The sequence below is a fragment of the Paraglaciecola aquimarina genome (genome assembly GCF_032464635.1).
In the GTDB taxonomy this organism is placed as follows: Bacteria; Pseudomonadota; Gammaproteobacteria; order Enterobacterales; family Alteromonadaceae; genus Paraglaciecola; species Paraglaciecola aquimarina.
The window spans coordinates 1,541,657-1,564,316 of the sequence record NZ_JAWDIO010000002.1 but is presented as its reverse complement, the minus strand read 5'-3'; the positions used below and the strand labels follow the sequence as shown (position 1 = coordinate 1,564,316).

The 22,660-nt window shown below is 41.4% G+C and carries 15 protein-coding genes and 5 pseudogenes; 13 read left to right on the top strand and 7 right to left on the bottom strand.

Features of this window, described 5'->3' with window-relative positions:
• The first annotated feature begins 3 nt into the window (after positions 1 to 3).
• Entirely contained in the window at positions 4 to 471 is a 468-nt protein-coding gene (locus RS130_RS08100; protein ID WP_316025532.1) for a DNA polymerase III subunit chi, read from the top strand.
• Positions 464 to 3,317, top strand: a pseudogene (locus RS130_RS08095) (valine--tRNA ligase). The gene RS130_RS08100 and the pseudogene RS130_RS08095 overlap by 8 nt, the downstream one beginning before the upstream one ends.
• A 61-nt stretch (positions 3,318 to 3,378) precedes the next feature.
• Here RS130_RS08095 and RS130_RS08090 read toward each other — a convergent pair.
• Both RS130_RS08090 and RS130_RS08085 read right to left on the bottom strand, forming a co-directional pair.
• Positions 3,379 to 3,909, bottom strand: coding sequence for a DUF3016 domain-containing protein (locus RS130_RS08090; protein ID WP_316025531.1), 531 nt, complete (start codon positions 3,907 to 3,909; stop codon positions 3,379 to 3,381).
• Positions 3,910 to 3,999: 90 nt separating this feature from the next.
• Entirely contained in the window at positions 4,000 to 6,003 is a 2,004-nt protein-coding gene (locus RS130_RS08085) for a beta-propeller domain-containing protein (RefSeq protein ID WP_316025530.1), read from the bottom strand.
• Positions 6,004 to 6,164: 161 nt separating this feature from the next.
• Here RS130_RS08085 and RS130_RS08080 point away from each other — a divergent pair, with 161 nt between their 5' ends.
• The 10 genes and pseudogenes from RS130_RS08080 (at position 6,165) to RS130_RS08035 (ending at position 15,432) form a co-directional block, all read left to right on the top strand.
• A complete protein-coding gene (locus tag RS130_RS08080; RefSeq protein ID WP_316025529.1) occupies positions 6,165 to 7,070 on the top strand; it encodes a MipA/OmpV family protein in 906 nt (301 codons plus the stop codon).
• The gene (locus RS130_RS08075) at positions 7,070 to 7,450 is read left to right on the top strand and encodes a DUF3019 domain-containing protein (protein ID WP_316025528.1); all 381 of its coding nucleotides are present in this window, start codon (positions 7,070 to 7,072) and stop codon (positions 7,448 to 7,450) included. The genes RS130_RS08080 and RS130_RS08075 overlap by 1 nt, the downstream gene beginning before the upstream one ends.
• Positions 7,450 to 8,154, top strand: coding sequence for a response regulator (locus tag RS130_RS08070; protein WP_316025527.1), 705 nt, complete (start codon positions 7,450 to 7,452; stop codon positions 8,152 to 8,154). The genes RS130_RS08075 and RS130_RS08070 overlap by 1 nt, the downstream gene beginning before the upstream one ends.
• Positions 8,154 to 8,789: a hypothetical protein gene (locus tag RS130_RS08065; RefSeq protein ID WP_316025526.1), complete on the top strand. Its 636-nt coding sequence runs from the start codon at positions 8,154 to 8,156 to the stop codon at positions 8,787 to 8,789. Before RS130_RS08070 ends, RS130_RS08065 begins: the two co-directional genes overlap by 1 nt.
• Before the next feature lie 23 nt (positions 8,790 to 8,812).
• Positions 8,813 to 9,382, top strand: coding sequence for a sensor histidine kinase (locus RS130_RS08060; RefSeq protein WP_316025525.1), 570 nt, complete (start codon positions 8,813 to 8,815; stop codon positions 9,380 to 9,382).
• Positions 9,383 to 9,485: 103 nt separating this feature from the next.
• Positions 9,486 to 10,931: a cytochrome c oxidase accessory protein CcoG gene (gene ccoG, locus RS130_RS08055; protein WP_316025524.1), complete on the top strand. Its 1,446-nt coding sequence runs from the start codon at positions 9,486 to 9,488 to the stop codon at positions 10,929 to 10,931.
• Positions 10,918 to 11,883: pseudogene (locus RS130_RS08050) on the top strand (serine/threonine protein kinase). Before ccoG ends, RS130_RS08050 begins: the two are co-directional and overlap by 14 nt.
• 265 nt (positions 11,884 to 12,148) lie before the next feature.
• A pseudogene (locus RS130_RS08045) lies at positions 12,149 to 12,771 on the top strand (thiol:disulfide interchange protein DsbA/DsbL).
• A 367-nt stretch (positions 12,772 to 13,138) separates the two neighbouring features.
• Positions 13,139 to 14,761: a PEP-CTERM sorting domain-containing protein gene (locus tag RS130_RS08040; RefSeq protein WP_316025523.1), complete on the top strand. Its 1,623-nt coding sequence runs from the start codon at positions 13,139 to 13,141 to the stop codon at positions 14,759 to 14,761.
• A 77-nt stretch (positions 14,762 to 14,838) separates the two neighbouring features.
• Positions 14,839 to 15,432: an HdeA/HdeB family chaperone gene (locus tag RS130_RS08035; protein ID WP_316025522.1), complete on the top strand. Its 594-nt coding sequence runs from the start codon at positions 14,839 to 14,841 to the stop codon at positions 15,430 to 15,432.
• A 138-nt stretch (positions 15,433 to 15,570) separates the two neighbouring features.
• Here the strand turns inward: RS130_RS08035 and RS130_RS08030 are convergent.
• Together RS130_RS08030 and RS130_RS08025 are read right to left on the bottom strand one after the other, a co-directional pair.
• A pseudogene (locus tag RS130_RS08030) lies at positions 15,571 to 17,546 on the bottom strand (RecQ family ATP-dependent DNA helicase).
• An 88-nt stretch (positions 17,547 to 17,634) separates the two neighbouring features.
• A complete protein-coding gene (locus tag RS130_RS08025; RefSeq protein ID WP_316025521.1) occupies positions 17,635 to 17,874 on the bottom strand; it encodes a DUF2164 domain-containing protein in 240 nt (79 codons plus the stop codon).
• A gap of 127 nt (positions 17,875 to 18,001) precedes the next feature.
• Here RS130_RS08025 and RS130_RS08020 point away from each other — a divergent pair, with 127 nt between their 5' ends.
• The gene (locus RS130_RS08020) at positions 18,002 to 18,385 is read left to right on the top strand and encodes a DUF2750 domain-containing protein (RefSeq protein WP_316025520.1); all 384 of its coding nucleotides are present in this window, start codon (positions 18,002 to 18,004) and stop codon (positions 18,383 to 18,385) included.
• Positions 18,386 to 18,784: 399 nt separating this feature from the next.
• Here RS130_RS08020 and RS130_RS08015 read toward each other — a convergent pair whose 3' ends face one another.
• From RS130_RS08015 to RS130_RS23705, 3 genes and pseudogenes are all read right to left on the bottom strand, one after another.
• Complete coding sequence (locus RS130_RS08015; protein WP_316025519.1) at positions 18,785 to 20,131, bottom strand: sulfatase family protein; 1,347 nt, start codon at positions 20,129 to 20,131, stop codon at positions 18,785 to 18,787.
• 309 nt (positions 20,132 to 20,440) lie between these two features.
• Positions 20,441 to 21,088 (bottom strand): UPF0149 family protein, encoded by a 648-nt coding sequence (locus RS130_RS08010; protein ID WP_316025518.1) that lies wholly within the window; start codon positions 21,086 to 21,088, stop codon positions 20,441 to 20,443.
• Between the two features lie 184 nt (positions 21,089 to 21,272).
• Positions 21,273 to 22,601 (bottom strand): annotated as a pseudogene (locus RS130_RS23705) (Na+/H+ antiporter NhaC family protein).
• Positions 22,602 to 22,660: the final 59 nt, after the last annotated feature.

The window sequence follows — 22,660 nt, the reverse complement described above, 5'->3', positions numbered from 1 at the left end:
GCTATGTCGAATGTAGTATTTTACCTACTAGATGAAACAGCCGAAGCTCATAACCAGCCAGCGCATTTTGCACTGGCTTGTTTATTAGCGACCCGTAGTTATCGGCAAAAACAAAAATGTTTGATTTATTGTCAAAACCAACAGCAAGCAGAACAATTTGATGAATTGTTATGGCAGTTGCCCAATGATGCTTTTGTTCCCCATAATTTGGCAGGCGAAGGCCCAGTGGGAGGCGCTCCTGTTGAAATATGTTGGCAGCCACCTAATCAATTTAATCGCCCACTGCTAATCAACTTAACCGACACCATTCCCGTTTTTCATCAACGATTTAGACAAGTCATTGATTTTGTGCCTGCGCTAGAAACACTTAAAGCTCAGGCAAGAGAACGATACAAACAATACAGAGCGGCCGGCAATCAATTAGATACCCTACCCGCCAGTACCATAATTAGTGAGAGTAACGATGGATAAGACTTTTAATCCACAAAATATTGAACGAAATATATACCAACAATGGGAAGAAAGCGGGCAATTTAAACCGTCTGGAGAAGGCGAGCCCTATTGCATCATGATCCCACCGCCCAATGTCACTGGCAGCTTGCACATGGGACACGCTTTTCAACAAACTATTATGGATGCTCTTACTCGTTATAAACGCATGTCGGGCAATAATACTTTGTGGCAAGTGGGATCGGATCACGCTGGTATTGCGACACAAATGGTTGTAGAGCGTAAGCTAGCCGCCGAAAATGGTCCAACTCGAAAAGAATTAGGTCGCGACAAATTTATTGAAAAGATTTGGGATTGGAAAGCCGAATCAGGTGGCACTATCACCAACCAAATGCGACGCTTAGGTGCCTCTGTAGATTGGGATCGTGAGCGCTTTACTATGGATGAGGGCTTATCTAACGCAGTACAAGAAGTGTTTGTGCGCCTTTACTCTGAAGACTTGATTTACCGCGGCAAACGCTTGGTCAACTGGGATCCTAAATTACACACAGCCATTTCTGATCTAGAAGTCGAAAACAAAGATAAGAAAGGTCACATGTGGCATTTCCGCTATCCACTTGCTGATGGCGTAACGACAGCCGATGGAAAGAACTATCTAGTTGTCGCCACTACACGTCCAGAAACCGTGCTAGGCGACACAGGCGTGGCCGTTAACCCGGAAGATCCCAGATACAAAGACCTGATTGGTAAATTCATTGATTTACCTTTAGTAGATCGTCGTATTCCAATAGTAGGCGATGAACATGCTGACATGGAAAAAGGCACAGGTTGCGTAAAAATCACCCCTGCCCATGACTTTAACGATTATGAAGTAGGTAAACGTCATAAATTACCTATGATTAACATTCTGACTTTTACCGCAGAAATCCGTCAACAAGCCGAAGTATTTGATACTAACGGTGAACCAAGTGACGCCGCGAGCGCGGCATTACCTGAAGCATTTCAAGGGTTAGAACGATTCGCAGCGCGTAAAGCTATTGTCGCCAAATTTGAAGAAATTGGCTTACTAGACGAAATCAAAGATCACGATCTCACCGTCCCTTATGGCGATAGAGGCGGTGTAGTAATTGAACCTATGTTAACTGATCAATGGTACGTGCGGGCAGCACCTCTTGCCAAAGTTGCCACAGAAGCAGTCACCAATGGCGACATTCAGTTCGTTCCAAAGCAGTACGAAAACATGTACTTTTCTTGGATGAACGACATTCAAGATTGGTGCATTTCTCGTCAATTATGGTGGGGACACAGAATACCCGCATGGTACGACGAAAATGGCAAGGTTTATGTAGGCCGCGATGAAGCCGAAGTACGCGCAAAAAATAATTTAGCTGCCGAAATAAAACTGAGGCAAGATGACGATGTACTCGACACCTTGGTTCTCGTCAGCTCTGTGGACATTCTCTACCTTGGGTTGGCCAGAAAATACCGAAGATTTAAAAACCTTCCATCCAACAGACGTACTAGTTACAGGCTTTGACATTATTTTCTTCTGGGTAGCCAGAATGATCATGATGACCATGCATTTTATTAAAGATGAAAATGGCAAACCTCAAGTACCATTCAAAACGGTTTATGTCACCGGCCTTATTCGTGATGACGAAGGCAACAAAATGTCTAAGTCTAAAGGTAACGTGATTGATCCTTTGGATATGATTGACGGTATTTCTCTCGACGACTTATTGGAAAAACGTACGGGAAATATGATGCAGCCTAAGTTGGCTGAAAAAATCAAAAAACAAACCTCTAAACAATTTCCTGATGGTATTGAATCTCATGGTACTGACGCCCTACGATTCACTCTAGCAGCGCTAGCCTCTACTGGCCGTGATATCAATTGGGATATGAAGCGTTTAGAAGGTTATCGTAATTTCTGTAATAAATTGTGGAACGCCAGTAACTTTGTCTTAATGAATACCCAACAGCAAGATTGTGGCTTTGATTCTGAGACGGCAATGGAATTATCGTTAGCTGACAAATGGATTGTTGGCGAGTACCAGCAAACCATTAAAGCCTATCGTGAAGCGATGGACACTTATCGTTTCGATATTGCCGCGCAAATACTTTATAAATTCACCTGGGATCAATTCTGCGGCTGGTATATAGAATTAACTAAACCTGTGATACTTAAAGGTAACGCACAACAGCAACGAGGCACTCGTCATACCTTAGTAACGGTATTAGAGTCTTTACTTAGATTGATGCACCCCATCATGCCATTTATCACCGAAACCATTTGGCAAAGTGTGTCACCACTAGCCAATTGCCAAGCAGCCACTATTATGAATCAGGCTTACCCTGAATATGATGCAAGTAAAGTCGATGCAGCCGCGATGGCTGATTTAGAATGGGTTAAAGGTTTTGTTCTCGCGATAAGAACCATTCGAGGCGAGATGGATATTGCGCCAAGCAAGCCTTTATCAGTGTTGTTAAAAAATGCTTCTGCCGAAGACAATCGACGCTTAGCAGAGAATCAACTGTTCTTGCAATCGATAGCCAAATTAGAAGCCGTTACGCCGTTAACAACAGACCAACAAGCCCCTGCTTGTGCAACGTCTTTATTAGGTTCATTAGAAATCATGATCCCTATGGCCGGTTTAATTGATAAAGACGCAGAATTAGCTCGCATAGCTAAGGCGTTAGATAAACTAGACAAAGACTTTGCCCGCACTACCGGTAAGTTATCTAATGAGAAGTTTGTTAGCAATGCACCTGCCGCTGTCATTGAAAAAGAACAAAGCAAGCTAACAGACATGACGATGCAAATAGAGAAGCTAAAGGAACAACAACAAACAATTATTGACCTTTAACACTTACTGTTGGTAGCACAAATAAAAACGCGATTTAACTCATCGCGTTTTTTTCACTCTATCAACCTGCGGATACTTGGCCTAACAATGGTTTAAACTCTTGATCAAACCATTGTTTCAACATGTTCTTCTCATAGCGTAAGCTGTCATTATGAAATCGTGAGTGCGCTCTTTGCATAAATAACATGTCTTTAAGTTTCACTTCGGCTTGCTGCACAACTGCGCCATCTTGGTCGAGTAATTGATAACTAAATGCCATGCTAGGAATATCGACAGATTTGACCACTCGAATTTCAGACATACTTCTACCTATACCAGCGAATGAAGCGGGCCACACCTGCCCCGCTAAATCTAGATCATTAACAGTTAGCACTAGTTTATGATCTTTCGGCAAAGCCTTGGCTAATTTAACAATATACTTATCAATGTTAGTGAAAGTGGATTGCATAAATTTCTGTTTAGAACCATTTGCCGGCCGAACATCTCTATATTCGGCAGGATTATCCCAGTTAACCTCGACATCACTTTGCGCCAATGCCTTTGGCGCAAAAGCCAAGGCGATACAGTAGGCAATGAACAGTGTAAATTTCATAATATCCACCTTTTTGTTGCTATGTAATAGACTAGAACGGGCCAAAGCATAGCGTATTTCACTCTCAAGTATTCCCCCCACTTAATACAATCAATACGGGCCAAATATGTCGGCATTTTCAGCCCATAACGAGCGCCACACTTGATTGCCATGAATATAGTAAACAGTACTTCCATGGATCACGCTGCGATCTTGGCCACCATAAATATATTGCTCGTCGTTGATAGGGGCCACTATCTCTGCCCTTTTAACAAGCTCTGGTTGCGCAGCATTAGTGTCAACTTCAAGCAACGCGAGACTATTTTGAGACCACCGCCTAGTTGCTACGCCAGTGATATTACTCCCCCACTTTTCTATCGGTAAGGCGAATTGATAACGACCGTTCGTGTTCAACACTGTCAATGCATGATAATCATACTCTACTGGCGTATAGCTATCTGGTGTAACAATACTATTCACTTCTAAGGGCTGAGTCGGATCGGTTATATCAAATAAACTCACTTTCATGCCATTTTGTGCTACGGGCGCGACAGCATCAGAGCCATTTTCTAATATGTCTTCAATGTTTACTTGTTGCCCTACACCTAACAAATAACCATTATCCAAAGGATGTAAATAATTAGAAAAACCTGGGATCTCCAGCTCTCCTAACATTTGTGGTGCGGTGGGTATAGATAAGTCAAACACATACAAAGGGTCAATGCGCTCAAATGTAACAACATATCCTCGGTCGGCGAAAAATCGCACCCCATAAATGTCTTCACCAGGTTTACCAATCGGTTCAGGCGACGTGTCGTTAGGCAACTGACCAACAACATTGAGCTGACTGCCTTGCTGAGCGAGCACAGATAATCTGTGTACGGGCTCGCCACTGGTGTAGTCGCTTGACATTATTCGTAAATGATTGTCATATTCGCTCAAGCGAAGATTGGGCGAGCTGCGCCACCCAATCACGCCATCTACGACTCCAGTTGCTTGGTAACTTAAGTTTTCGTCTAACGACACTTTATGGATCACGGTTTGATTATTCACAGAAGCTGTTAAATACAAATTATCCGTAGACATGTACATAACATCAGCAACAGAGCTAATACAGCTGGCACTATAATCCGAGACGTCAAGTAAATTGATCCGTACCACAGTTAACAAGTGCGCATAACCATCTTTGTCTGTGGCTGCTGCCGGCATTGAACAATCAGCGGCTTGATTCAACAGGACACCATCAGCCCCATCAAAGTAGATTTTAGGCATTAACTCAGACATAGGTGTATTAATGATCGTTAAGTAATTATCTAACAATTCTTTATCGGTACTGGCTGTTGGACTCAACCCATTGACGGCAGCTGTATAGCCATTGACGATAAATAGGTTGTCACCTATTCTGCGACTGGACAACATAGTGCCATCTATTTCTATTTGACTACTGACAACAGGGGTCGTTGGCACACTCGTATCATATATTTGTAACGACCACTTTTCTTCGTGTGGTATCCAAGGCTCTGGGGAAAAATCATCTATTCTATACATTTGTATGCTATTGCTTAGTATCGCCAACCTCTCATTATGCTGGTAAATACCTGCCACTTCGGGAAACGCTTCCTCAACTAAAATTTCTGCAGTCTCAGAAAGCGAGAAATCATTTTGTCTTTCTAATATTCGCACATGTGCGGGCTTGTAATGATCGCTTTGCCATTCTGCATGAGCCGCCAAAAACATAGTGCCGCCATTATACTTAAGGCGATCCGCCTCATCGACTCCAGCCTCTTGAGTATTGGTCGTAGAAAATCCAGGAGCAGAATCACTGTCATTAACGGTCGGCGAAGCGCTATCTTCAAGTCGTTGGTTAGTAGAATACTCATACGTTGCCGAATAAATACCATTTTTGATAAATTGAGATACAGAGGTTGCGCCTGCCTTCGTCAAAGGACCATTAAATGTAGTAGCAGCATTTAGCTCGGGTACTTCCGTCGGCTTTTGTTGACCAGAGGTCGACGCATTTTTGTCATCACTAGAGCAAGCGACTAAGGTAAATATAATCAAAACAATGACAACTAAACAAAGTTGGTTACCGATATTTTTCTGTACGGGTTGCATAGTGTTATATCCATTCAATTAAAGTACCTAACAAGTGTAGTGAAGCAACTATCGAATTTGTGCGACAATTTGCCACTAAATGTGAATAATTGTAACTGCCACTTCAGTCAACTAAAAACTCTGTTAGGCTATAGGCGTATTCTAATCTTCGGAGCCCAAAGTTGTACCCACTGTTACGCTATTTAGCCTTTGTTTTGTTCGCATTTGCCATGAATGGAGCCTATGCCTGCAGCCAACAAAATTGCATTGAAGAAAACAGCTGGCAGTTAGGAGTAGCAATAGGGATCGGTATACGCTCAAATCCATTGGTAGATGGCGATAATATCCCTTTGGTCATTTTACCGGATATAGCTTGGTATGCAAAAAACAGCTATTTTGACAACGGCGAGTTGGGCTATCAATGGCAGGTTAACAATCACTATTCCTTTGAGACATTTATTCGGCTCGACCAACAAAGAGCACTTTTTAGTTTTTATCACCCTGCCAATATTCTAAACCCAAGCCAAGATGTTAGTTCACTTCAGCCTTTATTGCCCGAGACACCAGATGAATCTGACGAAGAATTCGATAGAAGCGGCGAAGAAAAACTCAAATACCCCAGCAGCCAAAAAATCTCAATAAATAATATTGCTAAACGTAAGTGGGCGATCAATGGCGGGATCCGCGGGCACTACTACTCAGAAAGTTCAGAATGGCAAGCCAGCATAGAAAACGACATAAGCAATGTTCATCAAGGGTATGTTATTTCTTTAAGTTACAGCCACAAATGGTTGCTCAATAAAACCCAATTGAAACTTCAACTAGGTACCGATTGGAAAAGTGAAAAATTAATTGATTACTATTACGGTATTAGTGACAGAGACAATAGCGATGACACTACCCATTATCAAGGAACTGCTAGCCTTGAACCCTATTTGTCTTTGCATTTGTTAAAACCCATTACCCAAGACTGGTCGCTTTTGGCTAACATGAGTTACAAGAAATTGCCTTCTGCCATGACATCAAGTCCGATCGTAGAAGAATCGTCCATACAACGTGTTTTTATAGGTGCTGCATATCGTTTTTAATGACAGCTAAATGGTCTAAAATTTTATTAACAATCAGTTTCCTGTACCACTTGGATGCTGTCGCGCAAACGCCGCAATGGACGGTGCAGCCCAGCGTGTGCATAACAAACTCAATTGGCAGTAGTTGCCAGTTAACAATAAAAATTACTACACAAAATCTTCCAGCGAATAAACATTGTATTTTCTTAGACGGCCAACAGATTCAATGCTCAATAAATGGTTACTCTGGACAAAATGTCACTTTAAATATTAAACAAGCAGCTCGTTTAGAATTAAGAAATCACAATCAACAGACAGTACTCACCCAAACACTATCCATTAAATATCAAAATGTACCAACCATGCGCAGAAGAATACGCAACCCTTGGAGTATTTTTTAATGATCAAAATATTAATTGTAGAAGACGACGCGCGTCTAAGTGCCTTAGTCTGTCAGTTTTTAACTGAAAACAACTTCAATGTGCACTCACTAGACAGTGGTGAAAAGTTAATATTAGAAATACAACGCTTTCAGCCGGACATAGTTGTACTAGACGTCATGCTGCCTTATGGTGACAATGGTTTTGTATTGTGCCAAAACATTCGTCCTCATTACAAAGGGCCGTTACTTTTTATGACTGCCAAGAATGATGACTTTGATCAAGTACTAGGGTTAGAGCTAGGGGCCGATGATTATGTGATTAAACCCGTCGAACCTAGAGTACTGCTAGCCAGAATTAACGCTTTGCTACGCCGCAGCCACACACCTGAGAAGCCCAGCTCATCTAATGAACGATTAGTGTTTGGCAAACTCATAATCGACCGTTCAACGCGTTCGGCCCTACTAAATGGCGTTGATGTATTATTAACCAGCCACGAATTTGACATGTTGTGGAAGTTAGCAAAAAACCCTTCACAATTAGTTGAACGAGAAACCCTGTATACCGAACTCATTGGCAGAGAATATGATGGCTTAGACCGCAGTGCTGACGTGCGAATTTCAAGACTTCGTAAAAAGTTGCAGGATAATGCGCAACACCCATACAGAATAAAAACCATTTGGGGTAAGGGCTTCTTTTTTGTAGCGGATGCTTGGGATATATAATGGCCCGCCTGTTTGTTAGTTTGTATGTGTTTATTACGCTTGCATTAATTTGCCTAAGTGCAGGCTTAGACAGAATATTTTTTAGCCAAAATGACACACAAACGAGTGCAATCTATATACCTCTTCTGCAAACCGCGAATCAGCATAATATTGATATTGAAGATATTGCTGAGCAGCTAGGGCTAGAGATCAAGCAAAGGCAATTAAAAGACCTTGCTTGGTCTAGTCAAGACTTAACACAGCTAGAACAAGGCCAAGTGTTACGTTTAGTCGACGCTCAATTAGGTGAACAACTCTATCTGCAAACCACAGAACAAACCCTAGTTGAGATTTCTTTTCCGGCCCAACAGCAAAACTCCATGCAGTTTTTTTTGTATAGTATTTTTTTCTTTTTGTCGTTAGGTGTAGTCATAGCGTTATGGATTTGGCCATTGTGGCGTGATCTTTCATCTTTGCAAAAAACTGTATCAACCTTATTACCTGACGGTAGCATTGCCGAAAATCAAATTAGCAAACACTCCTTAATCGCCCCTATTGCACAAGCAATCAATAATATGCGGTCACAAATCAGCGACTTAATGCAGAATCAAAGAGAGCTAAGCGGAGCGGTAGCTCATGAATTCCGCACCCCCTAGCCAGACTAAAATTTGCCTTAGCCATGCAGCCTAACGACCCTAAAGCCCCTTGGTCTGAGATGCATCAAGATGTAAATGAATTAGAGCGATTGATACAAGAAATGTTAGATTACTCAAGTTCAGGGGCACAATTGCCCGAAATGAACCTTGCTGAAATTCCGATCAAGCAATTATGCCAACAATTAGTTGATCGTATTGCCATGAGTCACTTACAAGATTTGCATGTATCGGTATTGGGTGACGATGTGAATATCTTAGCCGATGAACACTTTATCGAACGAGCCATTGCCAACTTACTCATTAATGGTGCGAGATACGCAACTAGCACACTCAATATTACAATAGAGAAACACGCTAATATTATTCAAATTAATATCGAAGACGATGGCGCGGGTGTGGCAAAAAATATGCGAGATAAAATATTCAATCCCTTTTATCGGCCCGATGAAAGCCGGAATAGATTGAAGGGCGGAGCCGGGTTAGGCCTAGCCATTGTAAAAAGAATTGTCGACTGGCACAAAGGAAAGTGCTTTGTTGAAACCTCTCAACTTGGTGGTGCCAAATTCGTCATACAGCTCATTAATCATTTTTGATATAAAAAAACCTTTATAGAACAAAGCATACAAACGCGCATACTGGTATACTTAGCTGGTTAAAGAGCCTTATTGTATTATTTGATTTTCTCAAGGATCCACCATGAGTGAGCGCATTCCGGTTAAAAATATCTCGCCTGTTAAAGTCCACCGTCCCGATAAAAGTAAACATGACAATGCTTATACCCCGCGAAGTCGAATATATGTGCGTGCAGTCACTGGTTTACTAGAAAATGTTAGGCGTTTAATGGGCTTATGGTTTTTAGGTATTTTTGCTGTTTTGCCATGGATAAATTATGACGGCAACCAAGCCATTCTGCTTGATATTGGTGCTCAACGATTCAACATTTTTGGTCTTACCCTTTGGCCCCAAGATTTAACCTTGTTAGCTTGGATATTAATGGTATCTGCTTTTGCGCTATTTTTTGTCACCACCTTTGCGGGTCGCGTATGGTGTGGCTTTATGTGCCCACAAACCACTTGGACCTTCATTTACATCTGGTTTGAAGAACTGTTTGAAGGTAGCCGCAATAAGCGAATGAAGCTCGATCAACGAAAAATGGACTTTGATAAGTTTTGGCGTAAGACCTGTAAACATATCTCATGGGTAACCATTGCTTTGCTTACGGCAATAACGTTTGTCGGATACTTTACTCCGATTGATCATTTGTTTATTGATTTTTTTACCTTTTCTGCCAGTTTCTGGGCCACCTTCAGTATTATCTTTTTTGCAGTCTGTACCTACGGAAACGCTGGGTGGATGCGAGAAATCATGTGCACTCATATTTGTCCGTACGCCCGCTTTCAGTCAGCCATGTTCGATAAAGATACATACACCGTAGCTTACGACAGTAGAAGAGGGGAGCATCGCGGCCCAAGAAGCAGAAAGGCAAGCCAACAACAAAACCAAGAGAAAGGCCTAGGCGACTGCATAGATTGCAACTTATGTGTACAGGTTTGCCCTACAGGTATCGATATTCGAAATGGCTTACAATATGAATGTATAAACTGCGGTGCCTGTGTTGATGCTTGTAATGGTGTAATGGACAAAATGAACTATCCGAAAGGGCTTATTAGTTTCACCTCGGAAACCGAGTTAGCTGGCGGCAAAACTGAAATTTTCCGACCAAAACTTATCGGTTACGCCATAGTATTAGTCATAATGATTGCGCTCTTGGTGTTTGAAATTATGTCTCGATTACCACTGGAAATTGACATTATTCGTGATCGAAATTCCTTATACCGTGAGACTAACGGGCTAATTGAAAATGTATACACCTTAAAAATACTAAATAAATCGCAAAAATTACAACATTACACCATTTCTGTTAGCGGGCTGGATGGACATATATTTAAAGGCAAGAACGAGGTATCTGTGGAAGGTGGCGAAATTCTAACCCTGCCTATCAGTATTGCTATTAATCCATACTCGTTGCAAGAAACGGTAACAGAGTTTAGCTTCACCCTACAAACTGCGGGCGGCGAGCAAGAACCCGTCAAAGTAGCAGAACAAACTAAATTTTTGTACCCGACTTATGAGTACTTTTGATTTTTCTGGACTCAACCCAGACTTGATCCTTGATGCCATAGAATCGGTAGGCATACGAGTTGACTCAGGGTTATTGGCCTTGAATAGCTATGAAAACCGAGTCTATCAGTTTATCGCCGAAGATAGAAAACGCTATGTGGTGAAATTCTATCGCCCACAACGTTGGTCGCAATTACAAATTCAAGAAGAGCATGACTTTTCAATTGAATTGGCTGAACACGAAATTCCAGTTGTGCCACCACTGCAGTTTGCCGGCCAATCACTGCACCTATTCAAGGGATATTATTTTGCTATTTTTAATTCCGTTGGCGGCAGACAATTTGAGGTCGACAACCTCGATCAGTTAGAGTGGATGGGTCGCTTTGTGGGGCGTATGCACGCAGTGGGAAAAAGTGCTCAATTTACAAACCGTCCACAAATTAACATCGACAACCACCTCACCATGCCGTTACAAGTGTTAGAGAATAGCGAGCTAATACCTAGTAGTCTGCAGCAACCTTTTTTTACAATATTGCAGCAGGTTGTGGCGCTGACTTCGGAACAATACTTTCATTCCCATGAAATTCGTTTGCACGGAGATTGTCATCCAAGGTAATATTTTATGGCGAGACGGCCCCACTTTGTAGACTTAGATGACTGCCGTTCAGGACCTGCAATACAAGACTTGTGGATGATGTTATCTGGTGATCGTCAGCAACAGTTTATTCAACTCGATACCTTAATTGAAGCCTATGAAGAATTTCACTCTTTTGACTCTACACAGCTAGCTTTAATTGAACCGCTTCGCGCAATGCGCATGGTCCACTACATGGCTTGGTTATCTAAGCGTTGGCAGGATCCAGCCTTTCCTCAAGCATTTCCTTGGTTTGCAGACGGAAAATACTGGGAACAGCAGATTTTAGCTTTAAAAGAGCAATATTCAGCCTTACACGAACCTGCGCTAAAGCTTTAAGTTAATAACCATTACGTAACGCTCACCATCGCTAAGCGTTGGCAGTGCTGACTAAGAAGTTTTAGTCACTAGCCACTGTGTATTGGTATTAAGCTTGCCTTGCCGAATTTCTGAAAAGAAAAAGTAGTGTCATCCACAGGCTCCGCTTATGCAGGATTGTAGTTGAATATATTGGTTATTTATAACTGGTTACAATCTGTAATCGGCATTCTTGAAAAGCTGTGATAACCTTTAGCCTATTATGTTTTCCAGAGATTAATACAAGATGAAAAAAATCCTATTCACGATATTGTTGACCTTATTATTACCTTTACAAGCGTGTGCCCAAGAACAGTGGAAAAAAGGTGAGCACTATGAAGTGATCAACGACGAAGCGACAGCTAAACCTGAAATCGTAGAGTTCTTTTCTTTTGGTGTCCTCATTGCTTTAACTTCGAACCTATCGTTAAAAACGTAAAAAGTAAGTTAGATAAAGATGTGACATTTACTAAAGTACACGTGAATTTTATGGGCTTTACTAGCGCTCAGATTCAAGATGAAGCCACTCGTGCAATGTTAGTTGGCCGCGCTCTGAAAAAAGAAGACGCGATGAATCAAGCGATATTTAAATATATCCATGTACAACGCTCATCAGTTACTGGTATTAAAGATCTGCAAAATATATTTATTGTTAATGGTGTAGAGCCTACCGATTTTGACAAAATGGCAAAGAGTTTTGGTGTAAATAGTATGGTTCAAAAAAACAACAAAACCATTAGTCAATATCGCCAACACGTCAGCAGTGTACCTACCTTCATAGTGAATGGTAAATTCAAAGCGACATTTACGCGTGATATGACGGCTGATGATATGGCAGAATTATTAGTTTGGTTGACCAAGCAAAAATAGTCCATGCATGACTGCCAAGTCTATTAAGACTAGATAATGATTGAATAAAAAGGCTAAATTTTTAATTTAATTTGGCCTTTTTTCCGTTACAACACCCCCTTTTTTAAGCTCGACTTCACATTACTTTAGCAGCGCAACCGCGATAATAACGTCACACAGTAGTGCCACTGTAAATAGCGCTTAATTACCCGTGAACTTGTATGGTCATTTTTCTTTACACTCCGCCAAAATGTGTCAGTTTTTTTACGCAAAATAATAAAACCACATAAATATTTATAAAAAACAACAACATAAATAATGGTATAAATTATGCTTAAAAAATAAAATACATGTAGTTATCGATTACTTTGATCAATAGGAAATAATAATGAACAGCATAATAAAAAAGCTGACCATAAGCACTTTAGTAACATCAGGCCTGAGCCTATCTCTATTAAGTTCATCGGTATCCGCCGGTGCAATAATTAAATACGGCGACACTTATTTAGGTGTTAATAATGAAGGGCACTTAAATATTAGAGCCAATGATGAAGATCTGTCGATTCCAGCTGGTTTTGTTGGGCCAATGGAAGACAGTGCCTTTGAAGGAATGGATATTCGAGATATTCCAATTGGCCTATATCGAAATGGCGTGGGCGATTCAACGTCTCCTGATTGTTTATGTGAAGGTTGGGGAATTGCCGCTACCACAGACGGAAACCGAGTATCTGGCTTTGCTAGTATTGACAATGGTGGTGGTATTGGTGGGCTTACAGGCGGTACATTCGGGTCTACTAGCTCTACCGCAACATCAGAAGTTAATTTGAGCGATGCCGATATTAGCATCACTCATGCTTTTGGGCCTAGCTTAGCAGAAGGTGTATTCCAAGTATCGGTATCCATTCTAAATAATACCGGCGCTACAATAAGTGATTTAGTTTATCGCCGTGCAATGGATTGGGATATTCCGCCTGATGAATTCAATGAATTTGTTACCCATGGTGGCATAGAAGCTAACTTAGAAAGTGTTGGCGGTAATATTCGCTATGCTAGCGATAACGGTTTCGCAGATGTTGATCCAACTACTCACGCTGATTTCATTAACCCAGAGACAGTAAACAGCGATTTTGTAGACAACGGCCCAAGTGATCACGGTTCGGTTTTCGATTTTACTTTTGGGGACCTAGCGAATGGTGAAAGCCGCACGTTTAATATTTTTTATGGCTCTACCGCGAACGAAGCTGAAGCGATGGCGGCCATTGACACTTTAGGTGTGAATGCATATTCATTGGGACAATATTCGGGCGGTGCTGATTCTGAAGACGGCGAATTTGATTGTGATGGCCCTTGTCTTGCTTCGGAAGATGGTAGCCCTATTGTAGCCAGAACGCTAGCATCTACGAGCGATACCTCAATTGGCGATAACGAAATTGGTGGACCAGACAGCGGCGAACCAGCTACATTCTTATTTGCCTTTGGTGGTGTGGGTGGTGTTGAGCCTGGTAGCTCTGAAGATGTACCTATTTTGCCTTTTGTCACTGCTCCGGGAGAGTTTGTATTTACTTCACCTGAACCAAGAAATTGGTACGATCCACCTTATGCGGATGGTTTTGAATATGCTTTAGAAGGCGGTGCAACATTTACTTCAGTAACACTTCCTTCTGCTGGACTAGGGTTTGGAAACGTTGACGTAGTCATCGATGGTGTTGTGGTTGCAACATTAACCTCTGATGATGCGTTAGATGGTGGAATTGATACCTATACTTTCGCCCCTGGCGTAAGTACCTTCAGCTTAGTTGGCTTAGATACAGTTTTGGATATCGCCGCTCCAGACTTTGGTACTGCGTTCCCAGTATTTTTGGATTTCTCTGGCAATGCCGACCTACTTACCCAAACGTCTTTAATTATTGATGACACTACACCTCCTACCGGTGTGCCTGCTCCTAGTAGTTTGCTGTTATTAGCCTTAGGTTTTGCTCTGATTGGGGTGAGAAAATATAAAAAAGCTTAGTGATTAACTGAGCAAATTTATTTAAAAAACTACCTATTGATATATTCTGTAGGTAGTTTTTTTACTGGATGAATTGTATGAAATTTACCAAAAAGTACCTAGCCTTACTAACAATGGCAGGCATTACCACTCACGTACTAGCCCTAGATAAAAATGGTCAATACGCCATAAAGGGAGTGGGCAATGCGTCTTGTCAACAGTTTGTTAAAGTGACTCGCAATGACGAGCCTCAGAAGTTTCTTTTTGCTGGTTGGCTAAATGGCTACATGACCGCTCACAATCAGCACCTAAAAGATAGCTTTGATATCGCTTCTTGGGAAAATGTAGAAACACTAGGCAATTATCTAATTGGACACTGTGAAAAAAATCCCCAATTGAGCTTTTTTCAAGCCTCTACCCAGATGTTAAGTGAACTTTATCCTAAACGTATTATTGAGTATGTGGGCGCTGAAAACGCATCAACAGGTCAACAATCACAAAAGATATACATTCAAGTCGTGCAACGAGTTCAACATAAATTAACAGAGCTCAAGTACTATTCAGGAGCCATTGACGGTAAGTTGAATGAGCAACTTAAACAAGCAGTCGCAAAGTTTAGAATCGACAAGGAGTTGCCGTCACAAACGTTTTTCGACCAGCAGTTTCTGCATGCCTTACTCATGGCGAATTAACGTCTCAATTTCATAAGAATTACAAGTACAGCTCATTTTAACCGCTGGTTGAACAACTTGTAATTCTTATTCACACTTAGCTAGGTTCAGTACGAAAATACCGGCACGCTGCAAATAGATATCACAGCCGATACCAACTTATATGGTGGTCTCGCGCGTGATCTGTGCCACTACACTTTTCACATCTGCGTACCGAGCATGCTCACAACAACCAAAGCCACCGACTTGTCTGACTTTTAACCGAGTAAACAATGGCATGGTCATAGCGGTTAAAAATCGGCAATAGATAGATTCAGTGATCACCACTTCGCTTTTACCCGCTAAATGATTGACAAGATTTGCCATCCCTTGTGCGACCGTGCTTTTATCAGGTTTAGCAACAGGCTTAGAGTAGGTGAGTTTAGCGATTTTCCCTTTACATACACTACAGTGGCCACAACGCTGTGGCGCATGTTGGTCGTCAAAATAACGAGACAAGTTATGGCTTAGACATTTGTCTAGCTCAAAAAAACGTACAAGTGTGGCAATACGTTTTATTTCTTTTTGTTCGTTCTCAGCAAAATAACTGGCTAATTTAGTCGCTAAGTCGTTCGCTAACAATGCTTGTTTGTTGACGTCATAAACGTCAGTGATCAAGCGCGATGCTAATTCAATGTGGTTATGTTCATGCAAGTATTCTAACGCAGCGACCACTCGGCTTCGGTCTGCACCATAAGTTTGGTAGATACTATTAAAATTCACTACTCCCCAGACCTTTTTCATGTCCGTATGAGTAAAAACAGCCTGCAAAAACTCACCGCGCTCTAGGGGGAACTGGCGCAAAATATCGGCTTTGTCGGTGATAAATTTATATTTGAACTCGGCAAAATAAGCGTATAAAGGGCGGATTACTCCAGCTAATTCTAATTGAACAAGTAACGTTTTAAGAGGCAACTGACGAATATTACTTAGCGGCGACAAGCTGTTAATTTGCAACTCCCATTGAAAGTGCTCACTCACTAACACATCTTTCCCTTGGGCTGCAATGTCGTCTATTACTCGTTGAATCGCCGGTTGGTCAGGCGTATCACCATATACAAAATTCTCAATGGTAACCAAGCCGTCTAGGTTCGCTAGTACGGTGCAATTAGCCGGTTGACCATCACGCCCCCTCTACCTATTTCTTGACTGTAATTTTCTATAGACTTAGGTAAATCATAGTGCACCACAAAGCGAATATCAGACTTGTCTATGCCCATACCAAAAGCAATGGTAGCGACTACAATTTTGAGCTTCTGCTGCATGAAATCTTGCTGAATATTTTGCCTAAGGTCGTTATCTAAACCGGCATGATAAGCGGTTGCTGCACAGCCATTTTGTTGTAAAAATTTAGCCACTTGCTCGGCGGATTGTTGCAAAGTTACATACACAATCCCAGCCCCTTGCTGTTGTTGTAAAAAATTCAACAGCTCTTGGTTTTTCTGTGCTTCTAGAACAGGCAGTACGTTTAAATTTAAGTTAGACCGATAAAAGCCAGTTTGCACTATGTCTTCTGGGGCAATGGCAAAACGACTAGCCATATCTTGCTTAACTTTCTTTGTAGCTGTGGCAGTAAGCAATAATACCAATGGAATATTAAGTTGCTGTTTATAGGCCGGTAACTTTAAATAGTCTGGACGAAAATTATGCCCCCACTCAGAAATACAGTGGGCTTCATCGACCACCAGCATAGATACCGCGATTGAATCGATAAACTGCCTAAACCTTTCGTTTTTGAAACGTTCCACGGACACCATCAAGATTTTACATTGGCCGGAACGAACATCATGCATTACTTGCTTATTTTGCTCGGCCGATAGCGTTGAATCAATACTCGCCGCAGCTATACCTTTACTATCTAAAAACTCCAATTGGTCTTTCATTAAAGCTAATAGTGGCGATACTACCAAAGTTAAATGAGGTAATTGCGTTGCGGCGAATTGATAACATAAAGACTTGCCAGAGCCAGTGGGAAATATGGCTAAAGTCGAGCGCTGATTTAGTAAGCGTTCTACTACCTCTTCTTGGCCCGCTCGAAATGCGGAAAATCCAAAAGATTGTTGCAACAATTGAGAGTAATGATTATTGGGCGTCATATTCTGTTACCTTCCTTGGTTGGTTATTTGCGCTAACTTGTTTGACTGCCCAAATGTCATGATGACGGCAATATATCATCCATTTCATTTACAATATTTCTAATTGATAAATGGCATCAGTTAACGAATCCATTCTATCGCTTAATACTGTTTGAGCGTCGTACAAACCTTGATTATAGTAGACACTGCCCATTTCTTTCGAAATAAAATCAAGTAAAAATTCGGCGTCGAACTGAGCAAGTTCTACCTCAAGCTCGCTAGACATGTACCCTTGCAACTTAGTCACTAGCATTTGTTTTTGTTGCGCTGAAAATTCAATATTTGCCAAGAAATCCCCCTACTATTTTTTTAGCCTTACTGTATAGATTTTAATTCGCTAAGCCTAAAGACTAAAGTTACGCTTTGCTTTATCCTAAAGATTAGCCTTTTTATAGCCTCCCAATTGAGGAAACACCATGACAGATATCATCGATACCAAGACCATAGCTCAGTATACCCCAGAACAACGCCTACGTTATCTATTGCAAGAAATAGTACAGCATAAACAAATATGGATACTCATAGACGATGATGGTTGCGTAATGTTAAATACCGAAGACGAAGACTGCGCCCCCGTTTGGCCTAGTGAAGCATACGCGCAAGCCTGGGCTACAGGCGAATGGGCAGATTGCCAACCTAAAGCCATAGACCTAAAAACATGGCATGCAAAATGGACCCAAGGTCTTGAAGATGACGATGTAGCCATTGCGGTTTTTCCAAGTGAAGATGAAGAAGGTTTAGTCATTTCTGCTCAGGAACTGGATTTTGAAATTAGAACCAAAAGCAAAAGCAATCATTAGAAAATAAATACTAGCCCAAAGGAATGGGTTATTGCTTGCAATGAGAATTAGATTTGGCGAGGCGCGCCTTTAGCTCCTCTGGCCATATTCGTTTGTTAAGTAAATTGACGAGACTTATTACTCAATCTGAGTTCTGGATAAGAAGTATCGTTTAAGCTAAGCGATATCAATATAAGTCAATGACTTAATATATTTTTGTCTACATAACCTCAGCTAAATGTTACCCGGTAACGAAATTTTTCGTGTATAGCAAAGCGGATTGATGTACGTCATAACGTGTTATGGCTAAACAATCCAACGCCATTAGACACAAAAAGGGCGTTATCCAGAATTCAGGTTACTTAGTCTATTAAACAGAAGATTACCAATATCCTGACTACTTTATAATGCCACTTTTATTTATTTTTTTGATACTTGACTAAGATCCGCTTTTTGTCGCACAGTAATGTTAGCAGGCAATTCACCTAGCCGTTTAACTTGCTGTAGCATTTCGTGTTGTAATTTAGCCACTTTTTTCGGATATTTGCTAGCCAAGTTAATTGACTCTGCGGGATCACTTTTTAAATTGAACAAAGATAAGTCATGGGCCGCTACAGCATTTTTCCAGTGCGAGCCAGCATAACCTTGATAAGGCAACTTGAGTTTCCAATCACCACTGCGGTAGCCATCTATTTTTGCGTTATCAAAATATACAAATGTGCTGTTGCGCGTGCCATTGGAAGTTAAGACGTTGGAAATATCTTCTCCATCGATAGGAATATTTTTATTAAGGGTGGCATGTGTAATGGCCGCAAATGTAGGAAACCAATCCATTTGAGTAACGACATTATTATACTGTTTGCCAGCAGGTATTTTGCCTTTCCACATGGCTAAAGTAGGCACTCGCATACCTCCTTCAAACGTATACATCTTGCCTTCACGTAACCCTCCAGCAGAGCCTCCAAACTCTTTCATTGCTAACCACGGGCCATTATCGCTGGAAAAAATAATCAGCGTGTTATCTAATAATCCCAACTCTTCAACTTTATTAACTATTTGTCCTACACTCCAATCCAACTCTTGTATCACATCACCATACAAACCGCGCTTAGAAGAGCCTAAGAAAGCTTTTGATGCATAGATCGGGGTATGTGGCATGTTGTGAGACACGTACAAAAAGAAAGGCTGATGCTTATTTTTCTCAATAAAAGCCAGTGACTCCTGAGTGTAGGTTTGGGTAATTAGACTTTGATCCACCTGCATGCTTTCAACATCGTTATCACGCATGTAAACCACGCCATCCATATCATTGCTATATGGAATACCAAAATATTCATCAAAGCCTTGTTGCTTCGGTAGAAATTTATGGTGATGACCCAAATGCCACTTGCCGACCATGCCCGTATAGTAGTTTTTGGTTTTCAGCACTTCGGCTATGGTCACCTCTTCTGGTGGCATACCTAACCAACTATCTGGAAAAAACACACCATTTATACCCATTCTTTGTGGCATTCTACCGGTAAGTAACGCCGCTCTTGACGGAGAGCAAATGGATGAAGCGGAATAAAACTCAGTAAATGTAATACCTTGTTTACCTAATTGGTCAATATTAGGAGTAGCAATATCTTTAGCACCAAAACGACTTAGATCACCGTAACCTAAATCATCAGCAAAAATAAAAATAATATTAGGTAATGTTTCTTTAGGAGCGGCAAACGTAAACGCACTCAATAAACTCCAAGTCAAAATCAACAACACAATCTTCATAACAATTAGGCTCGCACGGTATATAAAAGTTTGGGTTAATTGACTATGACGTTCATCCAACATGTAATCAAGTTGTTAATACCCACAACAATTAACAAACAAAAAGCCACTTCCCAATTGAGACACCCATGATTAGCAATCTGGCTTTAGTGATGAGCAGCTAGACTACAAGCTTCTGAATCAAGCGCTAAAAACAAAAACAGATCCCGACTTAATACGTCATTCCTGCATATCGTTAGCAGGGCTCTAAACCGTTTTATGGGTGTCTCAATTGAAGCGTTTCATTGGAGTCTTAATCGGAGCGTTCTGCTAATTTTTAGCAAAGGTTTCAAACTGATTTGGCAAAAAGTCCACTAGTCGACCAGACAAACCTACATAGGTTTTTAGGGTTTGAGGAAAGGATAAGTATATTTTGGGCAAGATATTAAGTAATTGATCATTGCCTCTTTTTTGGGCTTGCTTAATAGCCAAAGGCATATCGGCGAACGTGCTGAACATATACAAACAGTGAGACAAGTCTTTTTGTAGTTGGCGCATTTGTTGCTGCTCAGTAATCTGCATTTTACTCCAAGCATCTTGCCAAATAGACTCTAGCTGCCCATGAGCCAGCAGCATACCTTGGCACCACAATGAAATAGCACTTTGGGTAGAGGTATCACCTTCAAACGAGACACCTTGTGGCAAGCTCAAATTTTCGTTGCTCATTTGTTTTAACTGAAACTGAAGTAGCTTCATTAATGTATCGGTTAACTCATCTGCTTGTTCATTACTGGTAAGTTGGTTTTTGCTATTGATGATCCACGGCAACCACACTTCAGGCATAGGAATTTCAGGCGCTGCACATACTGCGAATACTTCGCCCAAAATGAAACTATAAGGGTGCAAAACTTGGCTAAGTGCCGCTGAGTCACACAATTCACTCAACTTGGCATGTGCGGGTGATTCAAAATTAAGCATGATTATCTACGCCCATTGGTTAACGCTTCTGTTGATTACTGACTTTTTACGGGCGCATTTAAGACTTTTCTTAAAAGGCAGTCCCTTAACACCAGTCACTTTTATTGTAAGAATATGATGAATGCCTCTGCCAATCTACATTTTCGGGTTTAAGCTATCCTTCCGTGTACGTGGCTGACTAAAATCAGTTTTTAAGCATGTCGGCAGTAGCGCTGTTGTTGGCGGAAAATTTCGGTAAGCCTGTGGCAATGGCGCAAATTCCAAAAAAGAGTATTAACATGGGATACCAACAGTAGGGCGTCAGTGTAAACGGAGAAACACCGGCCAAACTGGCGGCGGCTAACAACTGGCCACCATACGGGACGAGTCCTTGAAAACCACAAGAAAATATATCTAAAATACTGGCAGTACGTCTTGGGTCAACCTCATACTCTTGACTAAAATCTTTCGCAATAGGGCCACTAGTAACAATAGCAATGGTATTGTTGGCAGTGGCTACGTCCAAAAAGCTCACTAAAACAGCACTACCCGCTTCTGCTCCTTTACGACTTTTCACGCGCTTTTTGATAACGTCTACTAGCCACTGTAACCCGCCATAGGCTTGCATTAAAGCCACAATCCCACCAATCATGAGTGCGATGGCTACCATGTCTTGCATCCAGCCCATGCCTTTTTGAATACTATCGAGCATGCTTGAGAAAGTTAGAATGCCCTAGCTAATGCCCACAATGCAGGCGGACGTAATTCCCACTCCCAACACCGTAATAACGTTCATCCCCACCAACGCACAAACAATAATAATCAAATATGGGGTGATTAACCAAAAGTCATAGTCATCGGGCGTGACAACCCCCGAGCCATTAATTTCTATCAACATTAAGATAACTACTGTGACAAATGCCGCCGGCAAAACTATCAACAAATTAGCCTTAAATTTGTCTCGTAGTTTCACTCCCTGAGTTTGGGTTGCTGCTATGGTGGTATCTGACACAAAAGACAAATTATCACCAAACATAGCGCCTCCAATCACTATTCCTACCGCCAAAGGCACTGGTACGCCCAAGCTATCGGCTAGACCTATTCCAATTGGCGTAATTGCACTAATGGTACCCATAGAGGTCCCCATCGCAAAGGCAATAAAACTAGTAATAATGAACAGACCTGGCAACAACCAATTAGTAGGCACATATTGAAGCGCCCAGTTTACCGTAGCGTCTCGTGCACCAATATCAATAGTGACGGCATAAAATGCCCCGGCAAGCAGAAATATCATAGCCAGCAAAATAATAGTTTGGTCACCGCCCCCTTTACAAAATAAGCTCACCTTATCGCTAAATGATAAGGAGTTATCTTTACGATTGAGCATAAAGGCATAGGCGGCACTTAGCATGAATGCCACCAAAATAGGCATAGTGCTAAAATCTTGAGTGACAATACCTGACCCCACGACTAGCAACACAAATAGTATGATCGGGGTTAAACCCAGCGCATTATTTTGAAGGGAGTGTGACATTAACATATCTCATAGGGTTGACTAAATTGACGTAAAAATTACAGACAAGAACGCCAACT